Origin of the sequence: Streptomyces sp. NPDC048389, from assembly GCF_040706335.1 — a bacterium.
In the GTDB taxonomy this organism is placed as follows: Bacteria; Actinomycetota; Actinomycetes; order Streptomycetales; family Streptomycetaceae; genus Streptomyces.
Genome location: NZ_JBEZKP010000045.1, coordinates 23423 through 44939, shown reverse-complemented (window position 1 = coordinate 44939; position 21517 = coordinate 23423). Strand labels below are relative to the sequence as shown.

Annotated in this window: 16 protein-coding genes, 1 tRNA gene and 2 pseudogenes; 13 read left to right on the top strand and 6 right to left on the bottom strand. The window is 69.1% G+C overall.

The window, feature by feature from the left end; genetic code table 11:
* Positions 1-371: 371 nt before the first annotated feature.
* Entirely contained in the window at positions 372-839 is a 468-nt protein-coding gene (locus AB0903_RS25835) for an RDD family protein (RefSeq protein ID WP_366706659.1), read from the bottom strand.
* Positions 840-1046: 207 nt separating this feature from the next.
* On the opposite strand from AB0903_RS25835, the gene glnA reads away from it, so the two are divergent.
* Positions 1047-2456 carry a type I glutamate--ammonia ligase gene (glnA, locus tag AB0903_RS25830; protein WP_366706657.1) on the top strand — a complete coding sequence of 470 codons (1410 nt, stop codon included), beginning with the start codon at positions 1047-1049 and terminating at the stop codon, positions 2454-2456.
* 550 nt (positions 2457-3006) lie between these two features.
* Here glnA and AB0903_RS25825 read toward each other — a convergent pair.
* A pseudogene (locus AB0903_RS25825) lies at positions 3007-3875 on the bottom strand (hypothetical protein); the annotation flags it as partial.
* A 669-nt stretch (positions 3876-4544) separates the two neighbouring features.
* On the opposite strand from AB0903_RS25825, the gene AB0903_RS25820 reads away from it, so the two are divergent.
* From AB0903_RS25820 to AB0903_RS25810, 3 genes are all read left to right on the top strand, one after another.
* Positions 4545-5177, top strand: a complete 633-nt coding sequence (locus AB0903_RS25820) for a ScbR family autoregulator-binding transcription factor (protein ID WP_366706655.1) — start codon at positions 4545-4547, stop codon at positions 5175-5177.
* A gap of 155 nt (positions 5178-5332) precedes the next feature.
* A tRNA-Gln gene (locus AB0903_RS25815) sits at positions 5333-5420 on the top strand.
* 100 nt (positions 5421-5520) lie between these two features.
* Entirely contained in the window at positions 5521-6612 is a 1092-nt protein-coding gene (locus AB0903_RS25810; RefSeq protein WP_366706653.1) for a ferritin-like domain-containing protein, read from the top strand.
* A gap of 261 nt (positions 6613-6873) precedes the next feature.
* On the opposite strand, the gene AB0903_RS25805 is transcribed toward AB0903_RS25810, so the two are convergent.
* The gene (locus tag AB0903_RS25805) at positions 6874-8379 is read right to left on the bottom strand and encodes an MmgE/PrpD family protein (RefSeq protein WP_366706651.1); all 1506 of its coding nucleotides are present in this window, start codon (positions 8377-8379) and stop codon (positions 6874-6876) included.
* A 372-nt stretch (positions 8380-8751) separates the two neighbouring features.
* Between AB0903_RS25805 and AB0903_RS25800 the strand changes: the two genes are divergently transcribed.
* From AB0903_RS25800 to AB0903_RS25775, 6 genes are all read left to right on the top strand, one after another.
* Complete coding sequence (locus AB0903_RS25800) at positions 8752-9663, top strand: SAM-dependent methyltransferase (RefSeq protein ID WP_366706649.1); 912 nt, start codon at positions 8752-8754, stop codon at positions 9661-9663.
* Positions 9653-10666: a diacylglycerol kinase family protein gene (locus AB0903_RS25795; RefSeq protein WP_366706647.1), complete on the top strand. Its 1014-nt coding sequence runs from the start codon at positions 9653-9655 to the stop codon at positions 10664-10666. Before AB0903_RS25800 ends, AB0903_RS25795 begins: the two co-directional genes overlap by 11 nt.
* Positions 10663-12156 (top strand): VlmK-like protein, encoded by a 1494-nt coding sequence (locus AB0903_RS25790; protein WP_366706645.1) that lies wholly within the window; start codon positions 10663-10665, stop codon positions 12154-12156. Before AB0903_RS25795 ends, AB0903_RS25790 begins: the two co-directional genes overlap by 4 nt.
* Positions 12157-12265: 109 nt before the next feature.
* A complete protein-coding gene (locus AB0903_RS25785) occupies positions 12266-13723 on the top strand; it encodes a DHA2 family efflux MFS transporter permease subunit (RefSeq protein ID WP_366706643.1) in 1458 nt (485 codons plus the stop codon).
* A gap of 97 nt (positions 13724-13820) precedes the next feature.
* Positions 13821-14522, top strand: a complete 702-nt coding sequence (locus AB0903_RS25780; protein WP_366706641.1) for an SGNH/GDSL hydrolase family protein — start codon at positions 13821-13823, stop codon at positions 14520-14522.
* 238 nt (positions 14523-14760) lie between these two features.
* On the top strand, positions 14761-15453 hold the full coding sequence (locus AB0903_RS25775) for an SGNH/GDSL hydrolase family protein (protein WP_366706639.1): 693 nt from the start codon (positions 14761-14763) through the stop codon (positions 15451-15453).
* A 114-nt stretch (positions 15454-15567) separates the two neighbouring features.
* On the opposite strand, the gene AB0903_RS25770 is transcribed toward AB0903_RS25775, so the two are convergent.
* A complete protein-coding gene (locus AB0903_RS25770) occupies positions 15568-16203 on the bottom strand; it encodes a TetR/AcrR family transcriptional regulator (protein WP_366706637.1) in 636 nt (211 codons plus the stop codon).
* Between the two features lie 223 nt (positions 16204-16426).
* Positions 16427-17077: a ScbR family autoregulator-binding transcription factor gene (locus AB0903_RS25765; protein ID WP_366706635.1), complete on the bottom strand. Its 651-nt coding sequence runs from the start codon at positions 17075-17077 to the stop codon at positions 16427-16429.
* Positions 17078-17486: 409 nt separating this feature from the next.
* Between AB0903_RS25765 and AB0903_RS25760 the strand changes: the two are divergent.
* Together AB0903_RS25760 and AB0903_RS25755 are read left to right on the top strand one after the other, a co-directional pair.
* Positions 17487-17759: pseudogene (locus tag AB0903_RS25760) on the top strand (winged helix-turn-helix domain-containing protein); the annotation flags it as partial.
* 6 nt (positions 17760-17765) lie between these two features.
* The gene (locus tag AB0903_RS25755; protein WP_366706697.1) at positions 17766-18260 is read left to right on the top strand and encodes an AfsR/SARP family transcriptional regulator; all 495 of its coding nucleotides are present in this window, start codon (positions 17766-17768) and stop codon (positions 18258-18260) included.
* 378 nt (positions 18261-18638) lie between these two features.
* On the opposite strand, the gene AB0903_RS25750 is transcribed toward AB0903_RS25755, so the two are convergent.
* Complete coding sequence (locus tag AB0903_RS25750) at positions 18639-19652, bottom strand: DUF2156 domain-containing protein (protein WP_366706633.1); 1014 nt, start codon at positions 19650-19652, stop codon at positions 18639-18641.
* Between the two features lie 299 nt (positions 19653-19951).
* On the opposite strand from AB0903_RS25750, the gene AB0903_RS25745 reads away from it, so the two are divergent.
* A complete protein-coding gene (locus AB0903_RS25745) occupies positions 19952-21508 on the top strand; it encodes an aldehyde dehydrogenase (protein ID WP_366706631.1) in 1557 nt (518 codons plus the stop codon).
* The last annotated feature ends 9 nt before the right edge of the window (positions 21509-21517 follow it).

Here is a 21517-nt window from a genome sequence, read left to right as displayed (position 1 = left end):
GAGAGGGACCTGCAGTCCGTTGCGGTCGTCGAAGGCCAGCGACGTGGTGCCGTCCTTCAACTGCATCCCCGTGCCACTGAGGAACCGCGACTCTCCCCGCCTCATGCCATCGGCGGAGTCTCGCCGCCTCATACCGTCGGAGCCTCGTCCCGGCGGACCGGGTGCGCGCGACGTCGCGCCGGGCGGCGGTCCGCCGTGCGCGCGGGCCCGGCCTCACACGGGTGAGCGGCAGAGCGCGGCGCGCCTGGACGGGTCCCCCAGCTCCACGCGGGTGGCAGCTTCACACGCGGGTGGCAGCTCGACGCGGGTGGCAGCGGTCACACGAGCGGCAGCGTCACACGGGCAGCAGCGTCACACGGGCGGCGCAGGAGTCAGATCCGCACCTGGACCGCGCGGGCGAGACGGTCGTGCAGCCCGCGCCCGTCCCGGTCCCAGACAAGCGCCGGGATCGCGAGGCACAGCAGCACGCTGCGTACGAGGACCCACCCGAAGCCGAGGCGGCCGCCGTTCTCGGAGACCAGCCGCAGGCCGAGGAACCGCTTGCCGGGCGTGAAGCCGACAGTGCCGACGGTGAGCACGCTCAGCGTGAAGAAGATGACGAGCGCCCAGTTCCCGGCCGCCTGCTGATCACGCCCCGCGAACAGTTGGTATGCGATCAGGAAACACAGTCCCCAATCGATGAAGAGTGCTCCGAAACGGCGCCCGAGGGGGGCGACGGAGCCCGGTCCCTCCTCCGGCAGACCGAGCCGCTGGCCCCGGTATCCGAAGTCGACGCCCATGTCCTCCGCGGCCGCGCGGGGCCCGGAGAGCCACGATCCGATTGCATGCCTGTTGTCCACCCGTCCACGGTACTGCGCCCCGTTTCACCCACCTGCGCCCGGGGCCGTCCCCGCACTGTGACCCTCGCCCGGTTAACTTCGTCGAAACAAATGGGTCATGCTGGAGAAATGCCGTCCGCTTACGGTCGATACCAGCGTGTGCCACCGCACTGGCCTCACGGACGAGCTGCAACCCCGCCCCTCCCGGGTGGGAGTAGGAGGAGTTGGATGTTCCAGAACGCCGATGACGCCAAGAAGTTCATCGCGGACGAGGACGTCAAGTTCATCGATGTCCGCTTCTGCGACCTGCCTGGCGTGATGCAGCACTTCACGATCCCGGCGGCGGCGTTCGACCCGGCCGAGGAGCTCGCCTTCGACGGCTCGTCGATCCGCGGCTTCCAGGCCATCCACGAGTCCGACATGGCGCTCCGTGCCGACCTGTCGACGGCCCGTGTCGACCCGTTCCGCCGCGACAAGACGGTCAACGTCAACTTCTTCATCCACGACCCGATCACCGGCGAGCAGTACAGCCGTGACCCGCGGAACGTGGCGAAGAAGGCCGAGGCGTACCTCGCCTCCACCGGCATCGCCGACACCGCGTACTTCGGCCCCGAGGCCGAGTTCTACGTGTTCGACAACGTGCGCTTCCAGACCTCGGCGAACGAGTCCTTCTACCACATCGACTCCGAGGCGGGCGCCTGGAACACCGGCGCCATCGAGAACAACCGCGGCTACAAGGTCCGCTACAAGGGCGGCTACTTCCCGGCCCCGCCGGTCGACCACTTCGCCGACCTGCGCGCGGAGATCTCCCTGGAGCTGGACAAGAACGGCCTCCAGGTCGAGCGCCAGCACCACGAGGTCGGCACCGCCGGCCAGGCCGAGATCAACTACAAGTTCAACACGCTGCTCGCCGCGGCCGACGACCTGATGCTCTTCAAGTACATCGTGAAGAACGTCGCCTGGCGCAACGGCAAGACCGCGACCTTCATGCCGAAGCCGATCTTCGGTGACAACGGCTCGGGCATGCACGTCCACCAGTCCCTGTGGCAGGGCGGCGACCCGCTCTTCTACGACGAGCAGGGCTACGCGGGCCTCTCCGACACCGCCCGCTACTACATCGGCGGCATCCTCAAGCACGCCCCGTCGCTGCTGGCCTTCACCAACCCGACGGTGAACTCGTACCACCGCCTGGTCCCCGGCTTCGAGGCCCCGGTCAACCTGGTCTACTCGCAGCGCAACCGCTCCGCCGCGATGCGTATCCCGATCACCGGCTCGAACCCGAAGGCCAAGCGCGTCGAGTTCCGCGCCCCGGACCCGTCGTCCAACCCGTACCTGGCCTTCTCGGCGCTGCTTCTCGCGGGCCTCGACGGCGTCAAGAACAAGATCGAGCCGGCCGAGCCGATCGACAAGGACCTCTACGAGCTGGCCCCCGAGGAGCACGCGGGCGTCGCCCAGGTCCCGACCTCCCTCCCGGCGGTCCTCGACGCCCTCGAGGCGGACAACGAGTACCTGCAGGCGGGCGGCGTCTTCACGTCGGACCTGATCGAGACGTGGATCGACTACAAGCGCACGAACGAGATCGCCCCGATCCAGCTGCGCCCGCACCCGCACGAGTTCGAGCTGTACTTCGACATCTAAGGGGCGGGGTCGGGCGACCTGGGTGGAAGCTCTGCGAACAGGCTGTGACCGGCGAGAACCCTTCTCAGCAGTTCTCACTGTCACCGCTTGCTTTCCGCCCCCTTGTGCACCGAGTGTGCACCGCCCAGCCGATTCGCTGACGTGATGTCAGAACGTTGCGAGGGCCGCTGCCCCCATGGTGGGGGTAGCGGCCCTGTCTTTCTTGGTTAACGCGCAACCGGCCAGGTCGGTGACCTGCGGCGCCTGACGCCGTAGGCCGCTGGCTTGGCCCTTTTCAGATGTCCATAGCGCGTGTCGGAAGTGGAGGGACTGCTGCAGGGTTGGGTGACAGCGGGGTTTATGCAGCCAGGGCTGCGGCTGGGGTCATGATGGTCTCGTACTCGACGGGGGTCAATCGGGCCAGGCGTCTCTGACGCCGGGCTCGCGGTTGCGCGCGACCCGCACGACGTCCTCGCGAAACTCCTTGGGATACGGCTTGGGCACTGCAACATCCTTCCAGGCCGCCTCTCAGCAAGCCAGGTCAGGTGTCACCAATCCGTGCAGCAGTCCCGCTCTCCCCGCTGACCTGGCCCCGCAGGTCGACCACGCAGGCGCCCCGGAACTGGTCCTTGAGCACGTGCGCCGCCCGCACCGCGAGCGTGGTGCGCCCGGACCCCGGCTGACCGTGCAGCACGACGACGACCGGCAGAGTCCGGGTGGAGGCGCGGGCGGCGTGCACCCACTGGGCGATCTGCGCGAGCTCGGCCCGCCGCCCGGTGAACGGCCCGTCCGCGCTGGGCAGATGGCCGAAGGACTGCTCCAGCGCGACCCGGGTCCGGGCGGCCGCACTGCGGTCGCCGGCGCGCAACTGCCGTACCACGGGGGCGGTCTGGTTCTTCGGGGTGCGGGCGGCGGGGGCCGGCATCCGCTGCTGGTCCAGGTACGGGCGGATGCCCCGCACCTCCAGCGCGGTCAGCCACTGGAGGCGCAACTGCTCGGCTGCCCAGCTGCCCGGCTGCCCGGCCGCACCGGCGCACCGGTGGGCGGCGGGCCAGTGCGAGACGGTCGCCTTCGCCACGGTCGTGGCGGCGCCGGCCACGGCGACGACCGCACCCGCGCCGAGGGCGGGGCCGGCGGACGTCCCGAACGCCAGGTCCGCCCGAACGCGGCGCCAGCCGCAACCCCCGTCACCAGCAGCGGTGTTCCGAGCGTCTCCTTGGTGAGCCGCTCGGAGAGCGGCCGCTCACCGGCCGCCGCCGCGTCGAGCGCCTGCGTGTACGCGGCGTGCTCCTCGCGCGCCCCGGCGGCGATGGTGTCGAGTGCTGCCGTCGCCCGCGCCATCAGCACACCGGGGTCGGTCCGGCCACCCGTGCGTCGCGCCTCTTCCTTCACGGCGCGCGCCGGCAGCCTCATCGCTTCCGCCCGATGACTGTCCCCCATACGGGTCCCCCTCCGAGAGCTGCGTTCCTGGCGTCCGGCACCCGCCTTCGTGACCCGGCGTCAGGGTCAAGTGTTTTGCGTGCGAGGCTTCGGCGCGAGAGTCGCTGCGCAACGGCCGTCCCGCTGTTCCCGGCGGGCGCGCGACGACAGCTATGGCACCCCGCCGCGTTGTTGGAACGTCCACACACATCCGGTATGCGGACGCCCCTGCGCCTTGCGATGCACCGCATCCGACGCCGCGTGCCGATCCACCAGGAATAGCGGGACAGCCCTTGCGGAGGGAACGGGAACGAGCCACACGGCATCAACTGAGACCGACGGAATCACGGGACGCGAGTACACTTGCGCGGGATTCCGCAAGCAGCCCTCAGGGCCCGTCACTCCGTCGAGACGCAAAGCCTGCTGCGGTCAGCTCTCGCCCCGCGGCCTATCCACCCACCGGCCGTGATCAGGCGGGAAGTGATTCATCAGCGTGGAAGCCCTCGTGACTGGACAAAGACCTGTACGGCAGCCGGACGGAGCGGCTACGTTTCCGGATCTGCTTCACGGACGGCGATGTGCGACGAGACGCCCCGAATTCCAGCGTGAGGCTTCTGTTCCGGCGGCTCTTGAGCGGCCCTGAACGTGAGCATTTGCCAGGTGTGACGCCCGCAGAAAGAGAGTGAAGAGGTGCGGCAAGAGCGCGCGAAGAGGACGAGAAGGCAGATCCTGGACGCGGCTGGCAAGCTGTTCGCCGCGCTGGGGTACGAGAGGGCGACGGTGGTCGACCTCCTCTCGCACTCAGGGGTGACCAAGGGGGCGTTCTACTTCCACTTCTCCTCCAAGGAGGACGTCGCCCGGGCTCTCTTCAGGGACCGGAGCCCGCGGCAGGGGCTGGTGGCGCCACAGGAGTTCCGGCTCCAGGAGCTCGTGGACGGACATCTCGTCCTGACCAGCAGACTGCGCAACGACGCCCGTGAGCGCGGGTGTTTCCGGCTCTGCCTGGAGCAGGGGCTCGACGACGAACTGCGCAGAAGCTGGTTGCTCGAACGCATTGTGTTCAACGAGGAGTTGCTGGCAGCGGCGCGGGAGGAAGGGGAGCTGTCCGCTCACGTGTCGGTGCGGGAGACGGCGGAGTTCCTGGTCAGTGCCTGCGTGGGGCTGCAGCTCATGTCCCAGACCGTCATCGACGACGCCGACACGGGCATGGAACGGCGGATCGTGCTCCTGCTGCGCAACGTCATGTCCGACATCGCTGTCCCGGACGTCTACGCCGAACTGGACATCGACCAGGACCGGGGAATCAAGCTTTTGGAGATGTAGGAACTGGTCACCCCGTTCCGCGGTTCCGCATGCGTGCGGCAGGCCGCGGCGGTTGCGGGAAGTCCGCCGCGAGCTGCTGAGATTCCCGTCTCAGCGACATGTCAGAGCCGTCTGTCACTGTTGTTCTTGTCACCGGGAAACACCGGTGGACGTAAGGAGAGATTCCCGTAGCGGCCTAACGGGGCCCGGACTTGTTCCGGCCGGGGCTCTTGCCCCTCGCAGGTTCGAATCCTGCTCTCTCCGCCGCGCTTGCAAGACGCGGACGGCGATGTGTCCGGCGATGTGAACATCTCGCCGGACACGTCGCCGTGCAGCGCTCGTCGCGACCGCAGGAGACATTCTTATGGAACTCGCCTGGAACTTCCCCATGCAGGGCACGAGTCGTTTCACATGGGAATACGATTCTGAGCGCGAAACCCTGATGAACCTCTACCAAAAGGGCAAGGACAAGCAGTGGGACAGCGCGAAGCGCATCGACTGGTCCCTCGAAGTCGACCCCTACGACGCCCTCGGAACCCCTGAGCACACGCTCGGCCTGTACGGCTCGAAGCAGTACTCCAAGCTCAACGTACGGGAGAAGCAGGAACTGCGGCAGCACATGGCAGCCTGGGAGTTCAGCCAGTTCCTGCACGGAGAGCAAGGCGCGATGATCTGTTCCGCGCGCATTGTGGAATCCGTCCCCGAGATGGACGCGAAGTTCTACGCCTCCACCCAGGTCATGGACGAGGCCCGGCACGTGGAGCTCTTCTCCCGGTTCGTGCAGGAGAAGATCGAGATGACCTACCCGATCAGCCCTCACCTCAAGGAGCTGCTCGGCCAGGCCCTGGGGGACTCCCGCTGGGACATGCCCTATCTCGGCATGCAGGTCCTCATCGAGGGGCTCGCGCTCGCCGCCTTCGGGATCCTGCGGGACAAGACCACCAAGCCGCTGCCCAAGCAGATCCTCTCGTACATCATGCAGGACGAGGCCCGGCACGTCGCCTTCGGAAGGCTGGCTCTGCGGGACTACTACAAGAACCTGAGCAGTCAGGAACTGGCGGAGCGCGAAGAGTTCATCATCGAGGGCTGCTACCTGATGCGGGACCGGCTGCGGATGCAGGAGGTCTGGGAGAACCTCGGGTTCGACATGAAGGAGTGCATGGAGTACATGAACAACGGTCCGCGCATGCGGGCGTTCCGTTCCCTGCTCTTCACCCGCATCGTGCCATGCGTCAAGGACATCGGCCTGTGGAGTCCCAGGATCCGGCAGGCGTACGACGACATGGGCGTCCTGGATCTCGCAGGCGCCGACCTGGTCAAACTGATGGAGTCCGACGAACTCCAGGCCGAAGCCCTCGACGCGGAACGCCGTGAGATGGAGGCGAGGCGCGCCGAGGTCCACGAGGCCATCGCCGAGGGTGCGCTCAGCATGTCCGGCGGAGCCGGCGGCAGCTGATTCCGGAGCTTCCGTGCGGCGCGCTGGATTCGGGGGCCGCACGGCGATGAGGGTGCGGGGCCGGTGCAGTCCACGACGGACCACCGGCCCCGCGCCGCTTCCGCGACGTCACGTCACGTCAGGTGAAACCGGTGCATCGCACACGCGGTCCTCCGAGCCGGGCCATGTGCTCCGTCTCCGGCACCGACAGCGAGGGGAGGGGCCCGGTGTGAGCACCGGGCCCCTCCCCTCGTCGTCCTCGACGGCCGGCCCCCGCGCGCCTCAGGAGGCGTTGTCGAAGATCAGTGTCAGCAGCCGCCCCACCTCGTCCGCCGACGCCCCCTCCAGGCGGTCGATACCGTCGGCGAACTCCTCGCGGCCCCCCGTGCCGAGCCACTTGTCCCGCACCACCCCCGCGATCGGCGGGCGGCCCTCACCGCCGATGGCCCCCATGGGCACCATCAGCTCCCGGCTGACGCTGCGCCCGTCCTTCAGGCGTACGTACACCCGTGCCCCGGTCACCTTGCGGGCGTCGCTGAAGTCCCGGCTCGGCGGCGGGAGTTCGCCCACCAGGTCGACGAGCCACTGCCCGTCGCCCTCCCAGCCCGCACCGAACTGCCGCAGCCACTCCTTGCCCCGTCCCCCGGCCTGCCGCAGCGCCTCGCCGAAGGGCACCTCGCAGTGGAACAGCTCCCGTGTCATGTCCCGGTCCAGGCGAACGTCTATCCGGTCGGCGAGCGACCACCGCTCCGTGTCCTCGATCGCCTTCTCCGTGAAGTCGCCGGTACTCAGCTGTCCCGTGATCAGGGCGGTGGCGAGCGTGTAGCGCAGCGAGAACACCAGGGCGCTCACCGGGGACAGGGCGCCACGCAGGTACTCGGCGGCCCGGCGCTCCACCACCGCCGTGTACAGGGAGGTGTCGACGCTGATCTCGGCGATGTCGGCGGCGCGCAGCGGACGGTCCGGCGAGGACAGCTCCCGGTGCAGTTCCAGGCCCAGATCGATGGCGGAGTCCATGCCCGGCCCCCCGGGGTGCACCTTGAAGGACGTCGTGCGGGTGTGCCAGCGCGTGCCGAGCCCGGCCACCACGGCCTCGGGAAGCGGAATGGTGGCGAACCGGGAGAGGAACCCCTCCGGGTGCTCGAAGATCACCGGGCTGCCCGCGAGGCCCACGGCCGACGCGTCACAGGCGTCGAGCCCTACGCGCACCGGGGTCGACGCGCCGAAGAGCTTGGCGTCGCCGTCGAGGAAGCCCACCGGCACGGTACGGGGAGGCAGCCCGAAGCCGAGACCGAGTGTGTCCACCCACCGCTGCGCCGACGCGTTCTCGCCGCGCAGCCGCCCGGCTATGGACCCGGTGACATGGGTGAACGCGGCGCTCTGGCCCCGGAAGGGCCCCAGCGTCGTGGCGGCGGTGATCCGCGCCGCCGTCTCGTTCGCGACGACGATCGAGGTGATCAGTTGCTTCCCGGTGAGCCCTTGTCTCGTGGCGTACGCGAGGGGGACGGCCACGGTCGAGTTGGACAGATGTCCGGCGTAGGCCGTGTCGTCGAAGTGGAGCCAGGATCCGAGACCGGAGAGCACGAACGCGGACCGGGCCGGGTCGTCCTGGAACGGTGCGCCGAAGCCCTGGACGAACCGCCGGCCCAAGGGGTGGTCGAGGCCGGCCCGCGCGGCGGCCATCTGGGACAGGATCTGGTGTTTGGCGGTGGTGACGACGTCGTCCGGTATCTCGTCGAAGCGCAGCGCGCTCGCCCATCCCGCCAGCTCTTCCGTGAGTGTCGTCACTGGGTCTCCCTCAATCCTCTCGGGTGCTCTCACGTCGTGCTCGGTGCCTATGCGTGTCTTACGCGCGAGAGGGCCCCACCCCTCATCCCGGTGGGCGGCAGGTGTTGTGATGCCGTCCCTGCCGTGGCTGTCGTCGTGCGCCCGCCAGGGGTCACGGGACGGCTCCGAGCAACGCGGGGGCCGTTCACCCGGGCCATGGCCGGCCGGTGAGCCCGCGACCGGTCCGTCCCGCCCACCCGAAGCAGCGAACCGGACATCACGTCGCGTGCCGCCGTCCCGGGTGGCTGAACTGTTTTGAGGGGTGCGGTGGCCGCCCGCGTAACAGGAGTGTTCGCCCCTCACCCGTACCCACATCTGAGCGAGGCATCTGCCGTGACAGCCGCACCTCCACCCACCCGGCTGCAGTCCGGGCACTCAAGCGAGACGGCCCACCTCACCGCGCGCGCCCGCGCCTCCGACGCCGTCATCGAGCCGGGCAGGCGACTGCTCGGCGACACCTTCGCGCACCTGTTCGTCACCGTTCCCCCGCCCGTCACCTCGCAGGAGGCCCTCGGCCGACTGCAGCGCCTGGACCGGGCGCACGGCGGATTCATCGCCGAAATCCTGCTGCGTCAGCGCTACTTCGAGGATCTGGTCGCACTCGCGGTCGACGCGGGGGTGCGCCAGGTGGTGCTGCTCGGCGCCGGGTACGACACCACGGCGCTGCGCTACACCGGCCCCGACACGGTGCGGTTCTTCGAGGTGGACCACCCCGCGACGCAGACGGCCAAGCTGGAGGCGCTCGCCGCGGCGGACCTCACGTCCCCGGTCACCTCGGTGCCCCTCGACTTCACTGCGGGCGCCTCGCTGCGTGCGGAGCTCACCGCGCACGGCTTCGACGTCGACACGCCCTGCGTAGTGGGGTGGTTGGGGGTGACGTTCTTCCTGCCGCCCGAGGCGTGCCGAGCCACCCTCGCCGACCTGGCGGACACCGTCGCGCCCGGCAGCCTGCTGCTCTTCGACTACATGGACGAGGCCGTGGTGGAGGGCACGAGCCCTTACGAGGGGGCCCTGCAGATGGCGCGCCAGGTGGCCGAACAGGGCGAGCCGTACATCAACGGCCTGACCCCGCACTCCGCCGCCGACACGGTCCGTGACGCGGGATTCGAACCTGTGGAACAGCTGCGCGTAACCGACCTGGTCCGACGCTACGGCGGCAGCGACCCGTACTGCAGCGACGACGACTTCATGGGGCTGGTCACGGCGCGCCGCGCCGAACGGGAGGTGGGCGGCCATGGTGACTGAACCGAGCTGGGCGGCCCACACCCTGCTGATCGCCAACCCCCGGGCCGGGGCCCGCGATCGGCAGCGCATCGACCAGGTCGTCGCACACTGCGAAGGCATGGTGCCGCACCTCGAAGTCGTACACACCGAATATCAGGGTCATGCCGAGGAGCGTGCCGCCAGGGCCGCCGCCTCGCACACTGACGCGGTGATCGTGCTCGGCGGCGACGGCACGACCCGCGAGGTGGCGTCGGGTCTGGCCCGCTCGGGTCTGAGACAGCCCGGGGGGAAGCGGCCCGCGATGGTCAACATCCCCTTCGGTACCGGCAACTCGTTCTACCAGGAGATCTGGGGTGACGCCCCCTGGCGACAGGTCCTCGACCAGGCCCTGTCCGGCAAGCACCCCCATCTGCGCTGGGTGGACATGGCGCACATCCGGGAGATCGACGTCCTGGCGCTGCTCGGCGCGGGGTCGGGCCTGGTCGCGGACGCCCTGGAAGCGGCCCACGGCATGCTCGAGATCCCGGGCCGTGACCGCTACCAGCAGGCCGTCGCTCAGATCATGAGCACGTACACGCCTTACGAGGGCCGGGTGAGCGTGGACGGAAGGATCGTCCACGAAGGCCCCGTCGCCCTGGTGAACATCGGCGGCGGCCGCCACCGGGCGGGCCGGTTCAAACTGCTGCCGCACTCGGTCATCGACGACGGCCTGCTTGACGTCTGCGTGGTGGGCGGACCGATGGGCGTCCGTGAGCTGGCCGGACTGACCCGGGACGGCAGCCATATCGGGCGCCCCGGCGTTGTGTACGAGCGTGGCTCCCGCTTCGTCGTCGAGCGCACCGACGGCCGGCAGCTCTCCTTCGAGCACGACGGTGAACTCTGCACGGGCGAAGCCTCGCGCTACACCATCGACGTGCTCCCCGCCGTCCTTCCCGTCCTCGCCCCGCCGGCGCCGATGCCGATGCCGATGCCGGGCTCCCCGCGCGCGTCGAGCTTCGCGGAGCACGCCGAGGGCGTCGTATGACCGGTGCGAGCGGCGGGGGTCCCACCCGGGCCCTCGCGCAGTGGACCGCGGGGCTGCGGTACGAGGACATTCCCGCTCGTGTCGGCCCGATCGTCACCAGCCAGGTCGTCTCCCACCTCGCGGCGGTCCGTGCCACCGCCGCACACCCGGTGGGCCGCACCCTCCTCACGGCGTACGGCCCCCTCGACGCCGATGGCGATCCGGCTCGTACGGCCCATCTGATGGCGGCGCTGTCCTCCAGCCTCTATCTGGAGGACACCCTGTACGCGGGCCACGTCTCGCACGCCGCCGTCGGCGTCCCGGTGGCCCACCAGAGGCGCCAGGCGCTGTCCGGGCCCGCCCTGATCACCGCCGTGACCGCCGCCAACGAGGCTGCCGCCCGCGTCACCGCCGCCGGCACGCTGGGCCCGTTCCGGGGCCAGTGGGCCGGCCACACTCATCTCGTGGCGGCCTGTGCCGCCCATCTGCACGGCGTGGGCGCGGACGCGGAGAAGCTGCTGAACGCCTGGGGCCTGGCGCTGGCCGCGCCCCCGCGCGCGCTGCGCCCCGCCGTGCTCGCCAGCGACGCGAAGGTGCTGTCCGCCGCCGCCCCCGTGCGCACGGCGATCGACGCCTGCGCCGCAGCGCTGGCCGGGCTCACCGGCCGCGACGACGTGATCGAGCATCCCGAGGGGCTCCTCGCGGTGTTCGCCGGGGCGGCCGTGCCCGAGCTCGTGGCGTACGGCCTCGGCGAGCGCTGGCACACCGAGACCCTCTCCTTCAAGCTGCTGCCCGTCGGTGTCCATCTGGACGCGCTGGTCGAGTGCGCCGCCGAACTGCATCGCAGGCTGCGCCCCGCGGGCCCGGCCGGCATCGCCTCGGTCGACGTCGCCGTGCCCAGGATGACCATGGTGATGAGCGGGCACGCGGACGGCTATGTGCGGGGCGCCGCCACCTCCCTGCCCGCCCTCAACCTCAGCGCCGGGTACAACGTGGCCACCGCCCTGCTCACCGGCGGCCTCACCGTCGCCGACCTCGCCCCTCCGGGCCTGGCCGAGGAGGGCCGCTGGCAGCTCGCAGAGCGGGTGCGGCTGTACGCGGACGAGGAGTTGAGCAGGCGGGGCGTGATGTCCACCGCCCCGGTCGGCGAGACGCTGCGCCACGCCGGGCGGCGCGCCCTGGAGTGGGAGACGGAGCTGCCCGGAATACCCATGGAGACGCTTCTGGAGGAGCTCGGTCCGCCCGTCGCCTCCTTCGAGGACTCCACCAAGATGCTGGGCTGCCGCATGACGGTGCGGATGCGTGACGGGCGCGAGGAGACCTGCGAGCTGGCCGCCGGGACAGGAGCCGTCGGGTCGGCCTCCTGGCAGGACCATCCGGCCCTGGTGCGCGAGAAGTTGCTGCGCACGGGCGTGGACGAGGCCGCGGCCGACGCCCTGGCGCGTCTGGAGGAGCTCACGGCCAGGGAACTCTCAGAGGTGCTGCGCCAGGTCTTGCGCCTCGCGGATTAATACCTACTGTTGGTATGTGAAGTGGGTCACGTCGTCCGGGGCTCGTTGACACCCTTTGTCGAGGCTAAATACATTCCTACCAACGGTATCTAAGAAAGAGGTGTGTCCCGTGGCTACTACCGATGCCGGCGCTCCACAGCGACGGTCAACAACGTCGTTACTGCTCCTGGCGTCCGGAGCCTCGTTCCTGGCAGTGCTCGACGTCACCGTCGTGAACCTCGCGATGCCCGACCTGCGCGAGGACTTCACGGGCTCCGTGTTCCAGAGCCTGTCGTGGGTCATCACCATCTACGCGATCGTCTTCGCGGCCCTCCTCGCCCCGGCGGGACGCCTCGCGGACGCACTGGGCAGGCGCACGCTCTTCCTCGCGGGCATCAGCGTCTTCACGGCGGCGTCGCTGCTGTGCGCCGTGGCGCCCAACCTCGACATCCTCCTGGTGGCCCGTGCGATCCAGGGGTTCGGCGCGGCCGCGATGATCCCCGCCTCGCTCGCCATCGTGCTCATGGACACCCCGCCCGAGCGCCGCCGCGCGGCCATCGGCCAGTGGAGCGCCGCGGCGGCCCTGGCGGCGGCGGTCGGTCCCGCTGTCGGAGGCGTTCTGGTCGACAGCTTCGGCTGGCGCTCCCTCTTCCTGATCAACATCCCCTTCGGGCTGCTCTTCCTCTACGGCGCCGCCGCGATCCCGCGAACGACGGCCCCGGGCACCGAGCGCAAGCTCCCGGACGTCCTGGGCACGATCATGCTCGGCGCCGGTGTCGGCCTGTTCTGCCTCGGCATCAGCAAGGGCGGCGAGTGGGGCTGGACCGAGGCATCCAGCCTCCTCTGCGTCACCGTGGGCCCGATCCTGATCGCCCTGTGCCTGCTGCGCTCCGCCAAGCACCCGGCCCCCGCCCTGGAAGTCTCCCTGTGGCGCAGTCGCACGTTCGCCCTGGCCAACGCCGCCGCGTTCTTCTACGGCATCGCGCTCTTCTCGTGGCTCCTGGTCGGCGTCCTGTACGTCACCCAGGTGTGGGGCTACTCCGAGCTGGAAGCCGGACTCGCCATGACACCTGGCGCGTTCGCGGCGACCATCGTCGCCATGCGGGTCGGCAAACTTCCGCCCGCGTACGGGCCGAGGCTCGCCACCGCCGGCGGCGCGGTCATCCTGGCAGGCACCGGCTTCCTGCTCGCCTTCACGCTCCCCGACCACTCGATGTTCCTGGCCTACTGGCTCCCGCTCGGTGTTCTGGCGGGTATCGGCATGGGCGCCATCACCACCGGTACGTCCACGGCCGCCGCGCTCTCCGTCTCGCCGCTGCGGTTCGCCGGGGCAACGGGCCTGAACCAGACGGCCCGGCAGATCGGCGGCGCCATCGGCATCGCGATCCTGGCCACCGTGGTCTCCGGAGCCCTCAAGGACATCGCCGACTTCGAGCGCATCTACCTGATCGCCGCCTGCGCAGCGATGGTGGTGGCCCTCCTCGGGCTCGGCCTCACCATCAAGCTGCCGCCGGCCCCGCCCGCCGCCACGCCCCCCGAGCAGGCCACCGGCGAACAGAAGACCCCGACCACCGACGCCGCGAGTTGAGGGCTGTCCCGCCGGGCCCGCCCTCCGGGCGGACGACGCGGGCTTCCACAACACTCCCCAGGCCCAACAGCCGTCTCACCCGAAGGAGATGTCAGTCATGACGAGCACGGAGATGCCCCCGGACCGCACGCAGGAGCTGCAGGACCCGCACATCCTGACCGTGGAGGAGATCGCCGCCCAGCTCCAGGGCGCCCCCTGGACCCGGTACGCGGCCATCGGCGACAGCATCGTCGAGGGCACCCGCGAGCCCGTCGAGGGTTATGCCGACCTCAGCTGGGCCGATCGCGTCGCAGCCGCGCTGCGCCAGATCAACCCGCAGCTCGAGTACCACAACTTCGGCGTGCGGGACCTCCCGGCAGCGAAGATCAGGGCCACTCAGCTCGACCCGGCGCTGGACTTCAAGCCGGACATCGCCATCGTGGTGGCGGGCGGAAACGACCTGCTGGGCAAGCACTTCGACACGGCGGCCGTGGAGACGGAGCAGGCCCGTATGGTCTCGGCGCTGCGCAGCCGGGGCTGCACCGTGGTGACGATGGGCCTGTTCGACAACACCTGGACGCCGTACGTCGCCGACAAGTACAAGGCGGTCATGAAGCAGCGGCTCCAGCAGTTCTCCGACCTCACCCAGGCGGTGACGCACCGGATGGGTGGCCTTCACGTCGACCTTCCCAGCCACCCTGCGGGCAAGGAGCCGATCTTCGCCACCGACGGCCTTCACCTCAACGTGCGCGGGCACGCGGTCGTCGCGACCGAAGTGATCCGCACGCTGGGCAAGCACCTCGCCGCCAAGAAGGCCTGATCCGCCGCCTCCGAGCCCCGGTCCCGGCGGGGCGTACCGTTCGCTCCCCGTAACGGTACGCCCCGCCGGGGCCGCCGGGTTCCTGCTCGGAGGAGGAGCTCGGACCCGGCATATCGGCGGACTCCCGGCCGGAATGTGGATGAAGGGGGTGCCGACCGTCCGAAGCTCGTCCCATGAAGGCCGTTCCGGGCCGCAAGACCAAGGTGAAGGACGCCGACAGAAGGAAGGTGAGGACACCGTGAAAGCGCGCTCTGCCGACGAGCAGTACGACCCCTACTGCATTGCCCCGGGCATGTCCACAGAGCTATTGGCGCAGGCGCCCTGGCGGCGGCTCGTCGTACTGGGCGACGCCTTCGCGGAAGGGCCGGGGGAACCGTGCGAGGGGTATGACGACGCTTCCTGGGCGTACCGCCTGGCCGCCGCGCTGCGCACGGTCCATCCGGACCTGGCCTACCTCAACCTGGCCCAGCGGGACCCGGTCGCCGCCGAGGTGCGCGCCAGGCAACTCGGCAAGGCGCTGACCTTCCGGCCCGCTCTCGCAGCCGTGGCCGCGGGCAGCAGCGACGTGCTGCGCGAGTCCTTCGACGCCGACGCGACGGAGGCGGAACTGGCGCGGATCATCGCACCGCTGAGGGACGCGGGCGTCGAGGTGGTCATCCTCGCGCCGTTCGGCAGGGGCAGCACGGGAAACGTGCCCAAGGACGTCCTGCGCCGACGCCTGCGACTGCTCTCGGAGCGCACCTACGGCCTGGCGCTGCGCAACGGCGCGATCCACGTCGACCTGAGCGCCCACCCCGCCGACGGCGACCCCGGCATCTTCGGTGCGGACGGCTGGCACGTCAACGCACGGGGCCACGCCATCGCCGCCGCGGCGACGATCCGCCGCCTGGGCGTCCACCTCGGCGTGTACGGCCCGCTGTCCCTCGGCTGACGCCCGCGGGGGCCCCGGCGTTCCCGAGGAGCCTCCGCAGGCACCCGCCCGGGCCGGCGGCCGAGAGCACCCCGAGGACGGGACTCCGGCAGGAGGACCCTCCGGCCGATCGGTCTACGGCTCCAACGTGGCGGGCATGCGCCGGACGGAGTCGAAGAGGTGGCGGAACTGGCGCAGGGTGGCTTCGAGGAGCCCGTCGGGATCGTCCGCGTGCGCCATGGCCATGGCGGCCTCGCACTGGGCGCCGTAGACCATCGAGGCCAGGGACTCGATCTCGTGCCGGGGAAACCGCCCTTTGCCCAGGGCCTGGCAGAGGCCGTAGAACATCATGCGCCGGCAGTCGGCGCGGATTTCGCGCATTGCCTCCCACCCCAGCGCACCCGGCGCGTCAATGAGCGTGATGCGCTGCGTGCTGGGCTCCATGGAGCCGACCAGGAATTCCCGCATTCCCTGGAACAGTGCTTCCCAGGGGTCCTTGTAATGCGAGTACTTCTGGGCGATCGCACTGGAGAGGTCCTGCTGTTCGCGTTCGTACACCGCTCGGAAGAGTTGTTCCTTGTTCTTGAAGTGGTGGTAGAACGCGCCCTTGGTGACCTCGGCGGCGTCGCAGATGGCGTCGAGCGAGGTCAGGGTGTATCCGTCCCGGGCGAACAGCTTCCGCGCGGCGGTGAGGAGCTGTTGCGTGGTCGTGGAGGAGCGCTCCTGCTGGGTGCGGCGTCCGGTTCGCCGCGTCACCGTCTGCTGAGTCATGGTCCTGCGCTCCTCCCTTACGACCGGCTTTCGCCACCAGGGTCGCAGCTGACCGCCGCCGCCACGACGTTTCCCCTGGTGGGGGTCACCGTCCCGGCAGCGCGTACGTGAGTGACAGCCCTTAGGTTACGTACCGATAGTCGGAATCTGCAATGGGGGGCGACGTCCGTCGGGTACGGGGAGCGGCTCGGATGCGAGGGTTCCCCTGGCGGCTCACCGCCTTTCACGCCCCCCGCTCTGTGGCAGTCCGGGTCTCAGTGTCCGTCCCGGCGTTCCTGGCGAGCGCGATGCGGTCGAGGGCCTCGGGGGTCGCCATGTTCGGCAGCAGGTGACGCATGAAGGAGACCACCCGCTGCCCCAGATCGGCCTCGTCGGGCAGGAGCTGCGAGGCGAGGTGGGCGCCGGCGAAGGCGCCGACCAGGAGTTCCGCGGCGTCGCCGGTGGCGACATCGGGTCGCAACGCCCCTTGTCTGTCTGCCTCTTCGAGCAGCTGCCGGTAGCGTCCGGTCCAGACGAGATACGGACGCTGTCGTTGCGTCGTGTCAAGTCCTTGCTCCAGGCACAACCGGAAGCTGCCGCTCACTATGGGGTCGCTCTCCAGCTGGCGAGCCGTCGCCAGCGCTCGTTCCTTCAGCTCTTCGAGCTTGAACGGCAGCGGTCCCGCGGCGGCCGGGCGGGCGATCCACTCGTCCAGTACGGCGCTCGCCAGATGGTGCTTGGACGGGAAGTGGAAGTAGAACGCCCCCCTGGTGACACCCGCCCGCGCGGCGATGCCGACGCATGTCGCGGCCACGTAGCCGCGCTCGGAGAACTCCTCCGCCCCGGCCTCCAGGATGAGCCGGCGGGTCCTGGCCGCCCGTTCCTGTCTGGTCACTGACTCTCCTTCTCAATCTGTCGATGAGTACCGCCATGACCAACGAGGCTTGAACCCGATGTCCAAGGCGATTGAATCTTGGCTGATTCTTGTTCGAGTTGGCCTGAAATGGCTCTCACTTTGAGTCGAAGGAAGGGTTGTGATCAAAACCAGCACGCATGTATGTTCTGGGATCGATACAGAGTTCGAACCATCGCTCGCTCAAGGTGATGTCACATCCATCGGTCCGGAAAGGTTTAGCCGGCTCGCCCGCCGGCCAAGCAGTTCATCCTTGACGGTCACACGTTCCTCTGGGCGTCAGGACTGCGACGCTCCATGTGTACTTGAGAATTCTTCTGGCGTTTCCGTGCGTGTGGTCGAGTTCAATGTAACACGTCTATTCATCAGTTCCGAACCGCGGGGGTTTAAGATGCGCATCGGGCTGCTCGGGCCATTGACCGTAACCGATCAGCGTATTCCGATCGGCATTCCGGGTGAGAAGCTCAGGGCTATTATCGCGACGCTCGCTCTCGCTTCCGAAATGACGGTTTCTTCCTCTGCTCTGCTTGACGAACTCTGGGGAGAGCAGCCGCCGCGCAGCGCGGCAAATTCACTTCAAGGGCACATCGCCCGGCTGCGCCGGGCATTGGTACAGCACAGCGGGAAAGAGGAAATGCGGAATGTGATCCGGACATCGGGGTCGGGATACATGCTCGTGCTTCCGCCGGAGAACATCGACGCCTCACGGTTCATCCTGAACGTCGAACTGGCGAGCCGCGTGAAGGCCCGTGAGCCGGAGAAGGCGATCGTCCTCCTCACCAACGCCCTCGACACGTGGCGGGGGCCCGCGCTGCTCGACGCCGGGCACGGCATGATCTGCCGCACCGCCGCCGCCCGGCTGGAGGAGACGCGGCTCATGGCCAGGGAACTCCTCGTCGAGGCCAAGCTCGCGCTCGGTGGCCACTACGAGGTGGTGTCGGAGCTGGAGCAGCTGCTCTCACGCCACCCGCTCAGGGAGCGGCTGTGCGAGCAGCTGATGATCGCCCTGTACCGATGCGGCCGCCAGGCCGACGCCATCGGCACCTTCCACCGGGTGCGCCAGCGTCTGTCCGCGGACCTCGGCCTGGAGCCGGGGCCGGGCCTGCAGAGGACCATGTCCGAGATCCTGCGTCAGGGGCCCAGCCTGCTGCACGAGGTCGGCTGAGGGGCTGGGCGGGCCGGCGGGCCGACCCCCGTGCGGCTCGCCGGCTCCGTGCCCGCAGACCCGGGGCGCGAAGGGCGCGACCGGCTCCGCGTTCACGACCTGCACGGCGCGGGCGGTCCGGACGTGGAGGCGCTCGCCCTTGGTGCCGTCGCCGCTGGGGCGGCGCTTCTGCTGGTCGCGCGGTTCAGCGTGCACCGGTCGCGGCCGGCCATCCACCGGAGCCGGGCTCTGGGGCGCGCCTGCTTGCGGCGCCCGGACCGCCGGCCGGGGGCCGGCGTCCCTCGCCCTGCGCGGGGAGGCCGGCCCCGTCACAAGATCTCCGGCCGTAGTACCGGGGAGGCGTCCGCCCACCCGGGAGCCGTCGTGCCACAGGAATGGTCAGATGGACTTGGTCACGCGCAGGACCTGCCAGATCGCCCCGAAGCTGGCGCCCCCCTGGAACGCCAGATACTCGGGCAGTACCGAATGGGGCCCCCATTTCTCCTTGTAGGCCAGCTGTGTTGCGGCCGGATAGACCGAGCCCCCCTTCTCCGCGAGCAGCCGCATGAACTTCCCCGTCAGCGCGCTGTTGCCGGGGACTTCGCATGCGAGGTCGAGGCCGGTGAACGGAGTGAAGCCGAAGTGCAGCCACTCGGCGCGCTCCTCGGTGAAACGCTCGATCGCCGCGGCGTTGATGGCCTCCATGACCCCCGGCATCACATCGGGAAGACGCCGGCTCAGATCGTGCAGCCAGCCCGGGCGGCTGCCGTAGGCCGGGGAGTAGGAGATGTAGGCGACCGGCCTGTCCTCGATGAGCCCCACGAACAGTCGGCGGTACTCCTGTGCCGGGCCGCCGACCTGCCCTACCAGGAACTCGATCTCCTTGACGTGCTTGCCCTTCGAGCGCAGCCAGTGCCGGTCGATCTCCCCGATCCGGTTCCTGACGTCCTCGTCGTACGGCAGTTCGCGTACTTCGAGGCCGCTGCGTTTCGCCCTCGATATCTTGTTGCGCAGCTTCATGAACTTCGTGCCGCGCAGCGTGAACTCCGGCAGATGCACCGAGTACGAGGAGCCCACCTGGTTCACGGTGAATCCCGCGGCCGCGAACAGCCCGACGTCCGTCTGCTGGAGCTGGATTCCGACGATCTTGCGTCGCTGTGAGCGCGCGTACCGCCCGAACTCCTCCAGCAGTGTGCGCTGCTGCTCCTTCGCGGCGAACACGCCGCCGAACTGGATGAAGTACCCGCCTGCCCGGCGATAGGTGATGACCCCTTGGCCGCTTCCTTCGAAGTGCTCGTTCCCCTCGTTGACCGCAAGGAAGGCGCTGGGGTTATCGCCGTAATCCCGAATCGACTTGACAACTGACTCCAGTTTCCCCTGAGCGCCTTGAGGAGACTCCACCGACTGGCTCATCAGTCCACTCCATCGTCATATCGTCTATGCGTATGCGGGAATGTAACAGAAGGTGAAGATGAAATACTGAAATGCTTGTATCAGTGAGATCTAAGCGACCTATCAGAGCTTTCTGAAAGTATCGTCCGCGAGGTTAGCGTCGGCAGATTTTCGAACGATGAGGAGTGTCCGTGGGCAGTACACAGCTGTCTCGCCCGGTGTCGCAGAACCAATCTGCTCCGCCCCAAGAACCCGCTTCTCTGCGCACCTACCACTCTTATGTGGGGGGTGAGCCGCTGGAAAGTGCTGACTGGGTATACGTGATCAATTCCAGCACCCTGCTGGATGATGTCTTCGCCAGCCTGACGCTCAAGCGGAAACTGGAACAGGGGCGCATCACGACCGAGGACCGGCGCGACGTCGTCGTGGGGCGGGTCGCCAAGGCTGATCGGGCCACCGTTCAGCGGGCGATCGACGCCGCGGCAGGAGCCGCCCCCGCCTGGGGTGCGTTCCCCCTCGACGACCGCATCGGGCGCTTCGGCGCGCTGCTGCACGGCAAGCTCGCCGAACGGGCTGAGGAGATAGCGGAGATCCTCGTCCAAGAGGGACATCCCCTGATGCTCGCCCAGTGGCAGGTCTCCGGGATGCTGGAGTGCTTCAGCCCCGAATCCATCGCGTTCTACCGCTCCCAGATGCTCCAGGAGTTCCACCGCGGTGAGCGGCGGCTCCAGGTGCGCCGGCGGCCCGACGGCGTGGTGTGCCTGAACCCGCCGCAGAACGCGCCGCTTTCGAGCGCACTGCTCGGCGTCACCGCCATCATGGGCGGCAACTCGCTGATCGTCCGAGCCCCGCGCAGCGGCCCGCTCGGCGTGATGTACGTGATGCAGGAGATCGTCGCCCCCGCACTCGACGAGGTGGGCGCCCCGCCGGGCACCCTCAACGTGGTCTGCGGAGACCCCGGCCCCATGCTCTCGGCCTGGCTCGCCAGCCCCGACGTCGACGACATCATCTACTTCGGCTCCAGCGAGAACGGCACCAAGTTCGAGGCGCGCTGCGTGGCCGAGGGCAAGAAGCCCATCCTCGAACTCGCGGGCAACGATGTCGTGACCGTCTGGAAGGACGCTGACCTCGAGCTGGCAGCCGAGGCGCTCACCGAGAGCTTCTACGGCTCCGGACAGCTGTGCATGATCCCCAACCAGGTCCTGGTCCACCCCGACGTGGCCGACGACCTGATCGCCTCCCTGGTCCGCAAGGTCGGCCACATCCGGCCGGGCTACCCGACCGAACCCGACGTACTGCTCACGCCCGTGCTGCGCAACGAGAAGTTCTTCAAGTGCTTGGACGACGCGCTGGCCAAGGGTGCCGAGCTGGCCTGCGGCGGGCACGCCATGCAGCTGGACGAGCGTCGCGATCCCAACGGCATCTTCCTGGAGCCGACCGTCATCGTCGTACGCGGCCTGGACCGCGCACACGAGGTCGAAGCCGTGGTGCACGAGACGTTCTTCCCGCTGCTGCCCATCGTGGTCGCGGACCCGGAGCCAGACGACGAACTCCTCGAGCGTTTCATCGACTTCGTCAACTCCAACGCCTACGGCCTGCGCAACTCCCTTTGGGCCACGGACTCCCGAGTCGTGGACCGCTTCCTGGCACGGGTGAGCAACGGAGGTCTGCTCAAGGTGAATGACTCCCACATAGGCTTCCTGCCCTGCCTGCCCACCCATGGCGGCACGGGACTGACCGGCGGCGTCTTCGGCGAGGCCAACTACCCGATCCTTCGAACCTCCCACGTCCAGGGCGTGAGCATCTCCACCGGCTCGCGTCCGCGTGACGCGGTCTTCGGAGCCTGGCGGACCCTGCGCGAGAAGAAGACCTCGTAGCCACCCCGC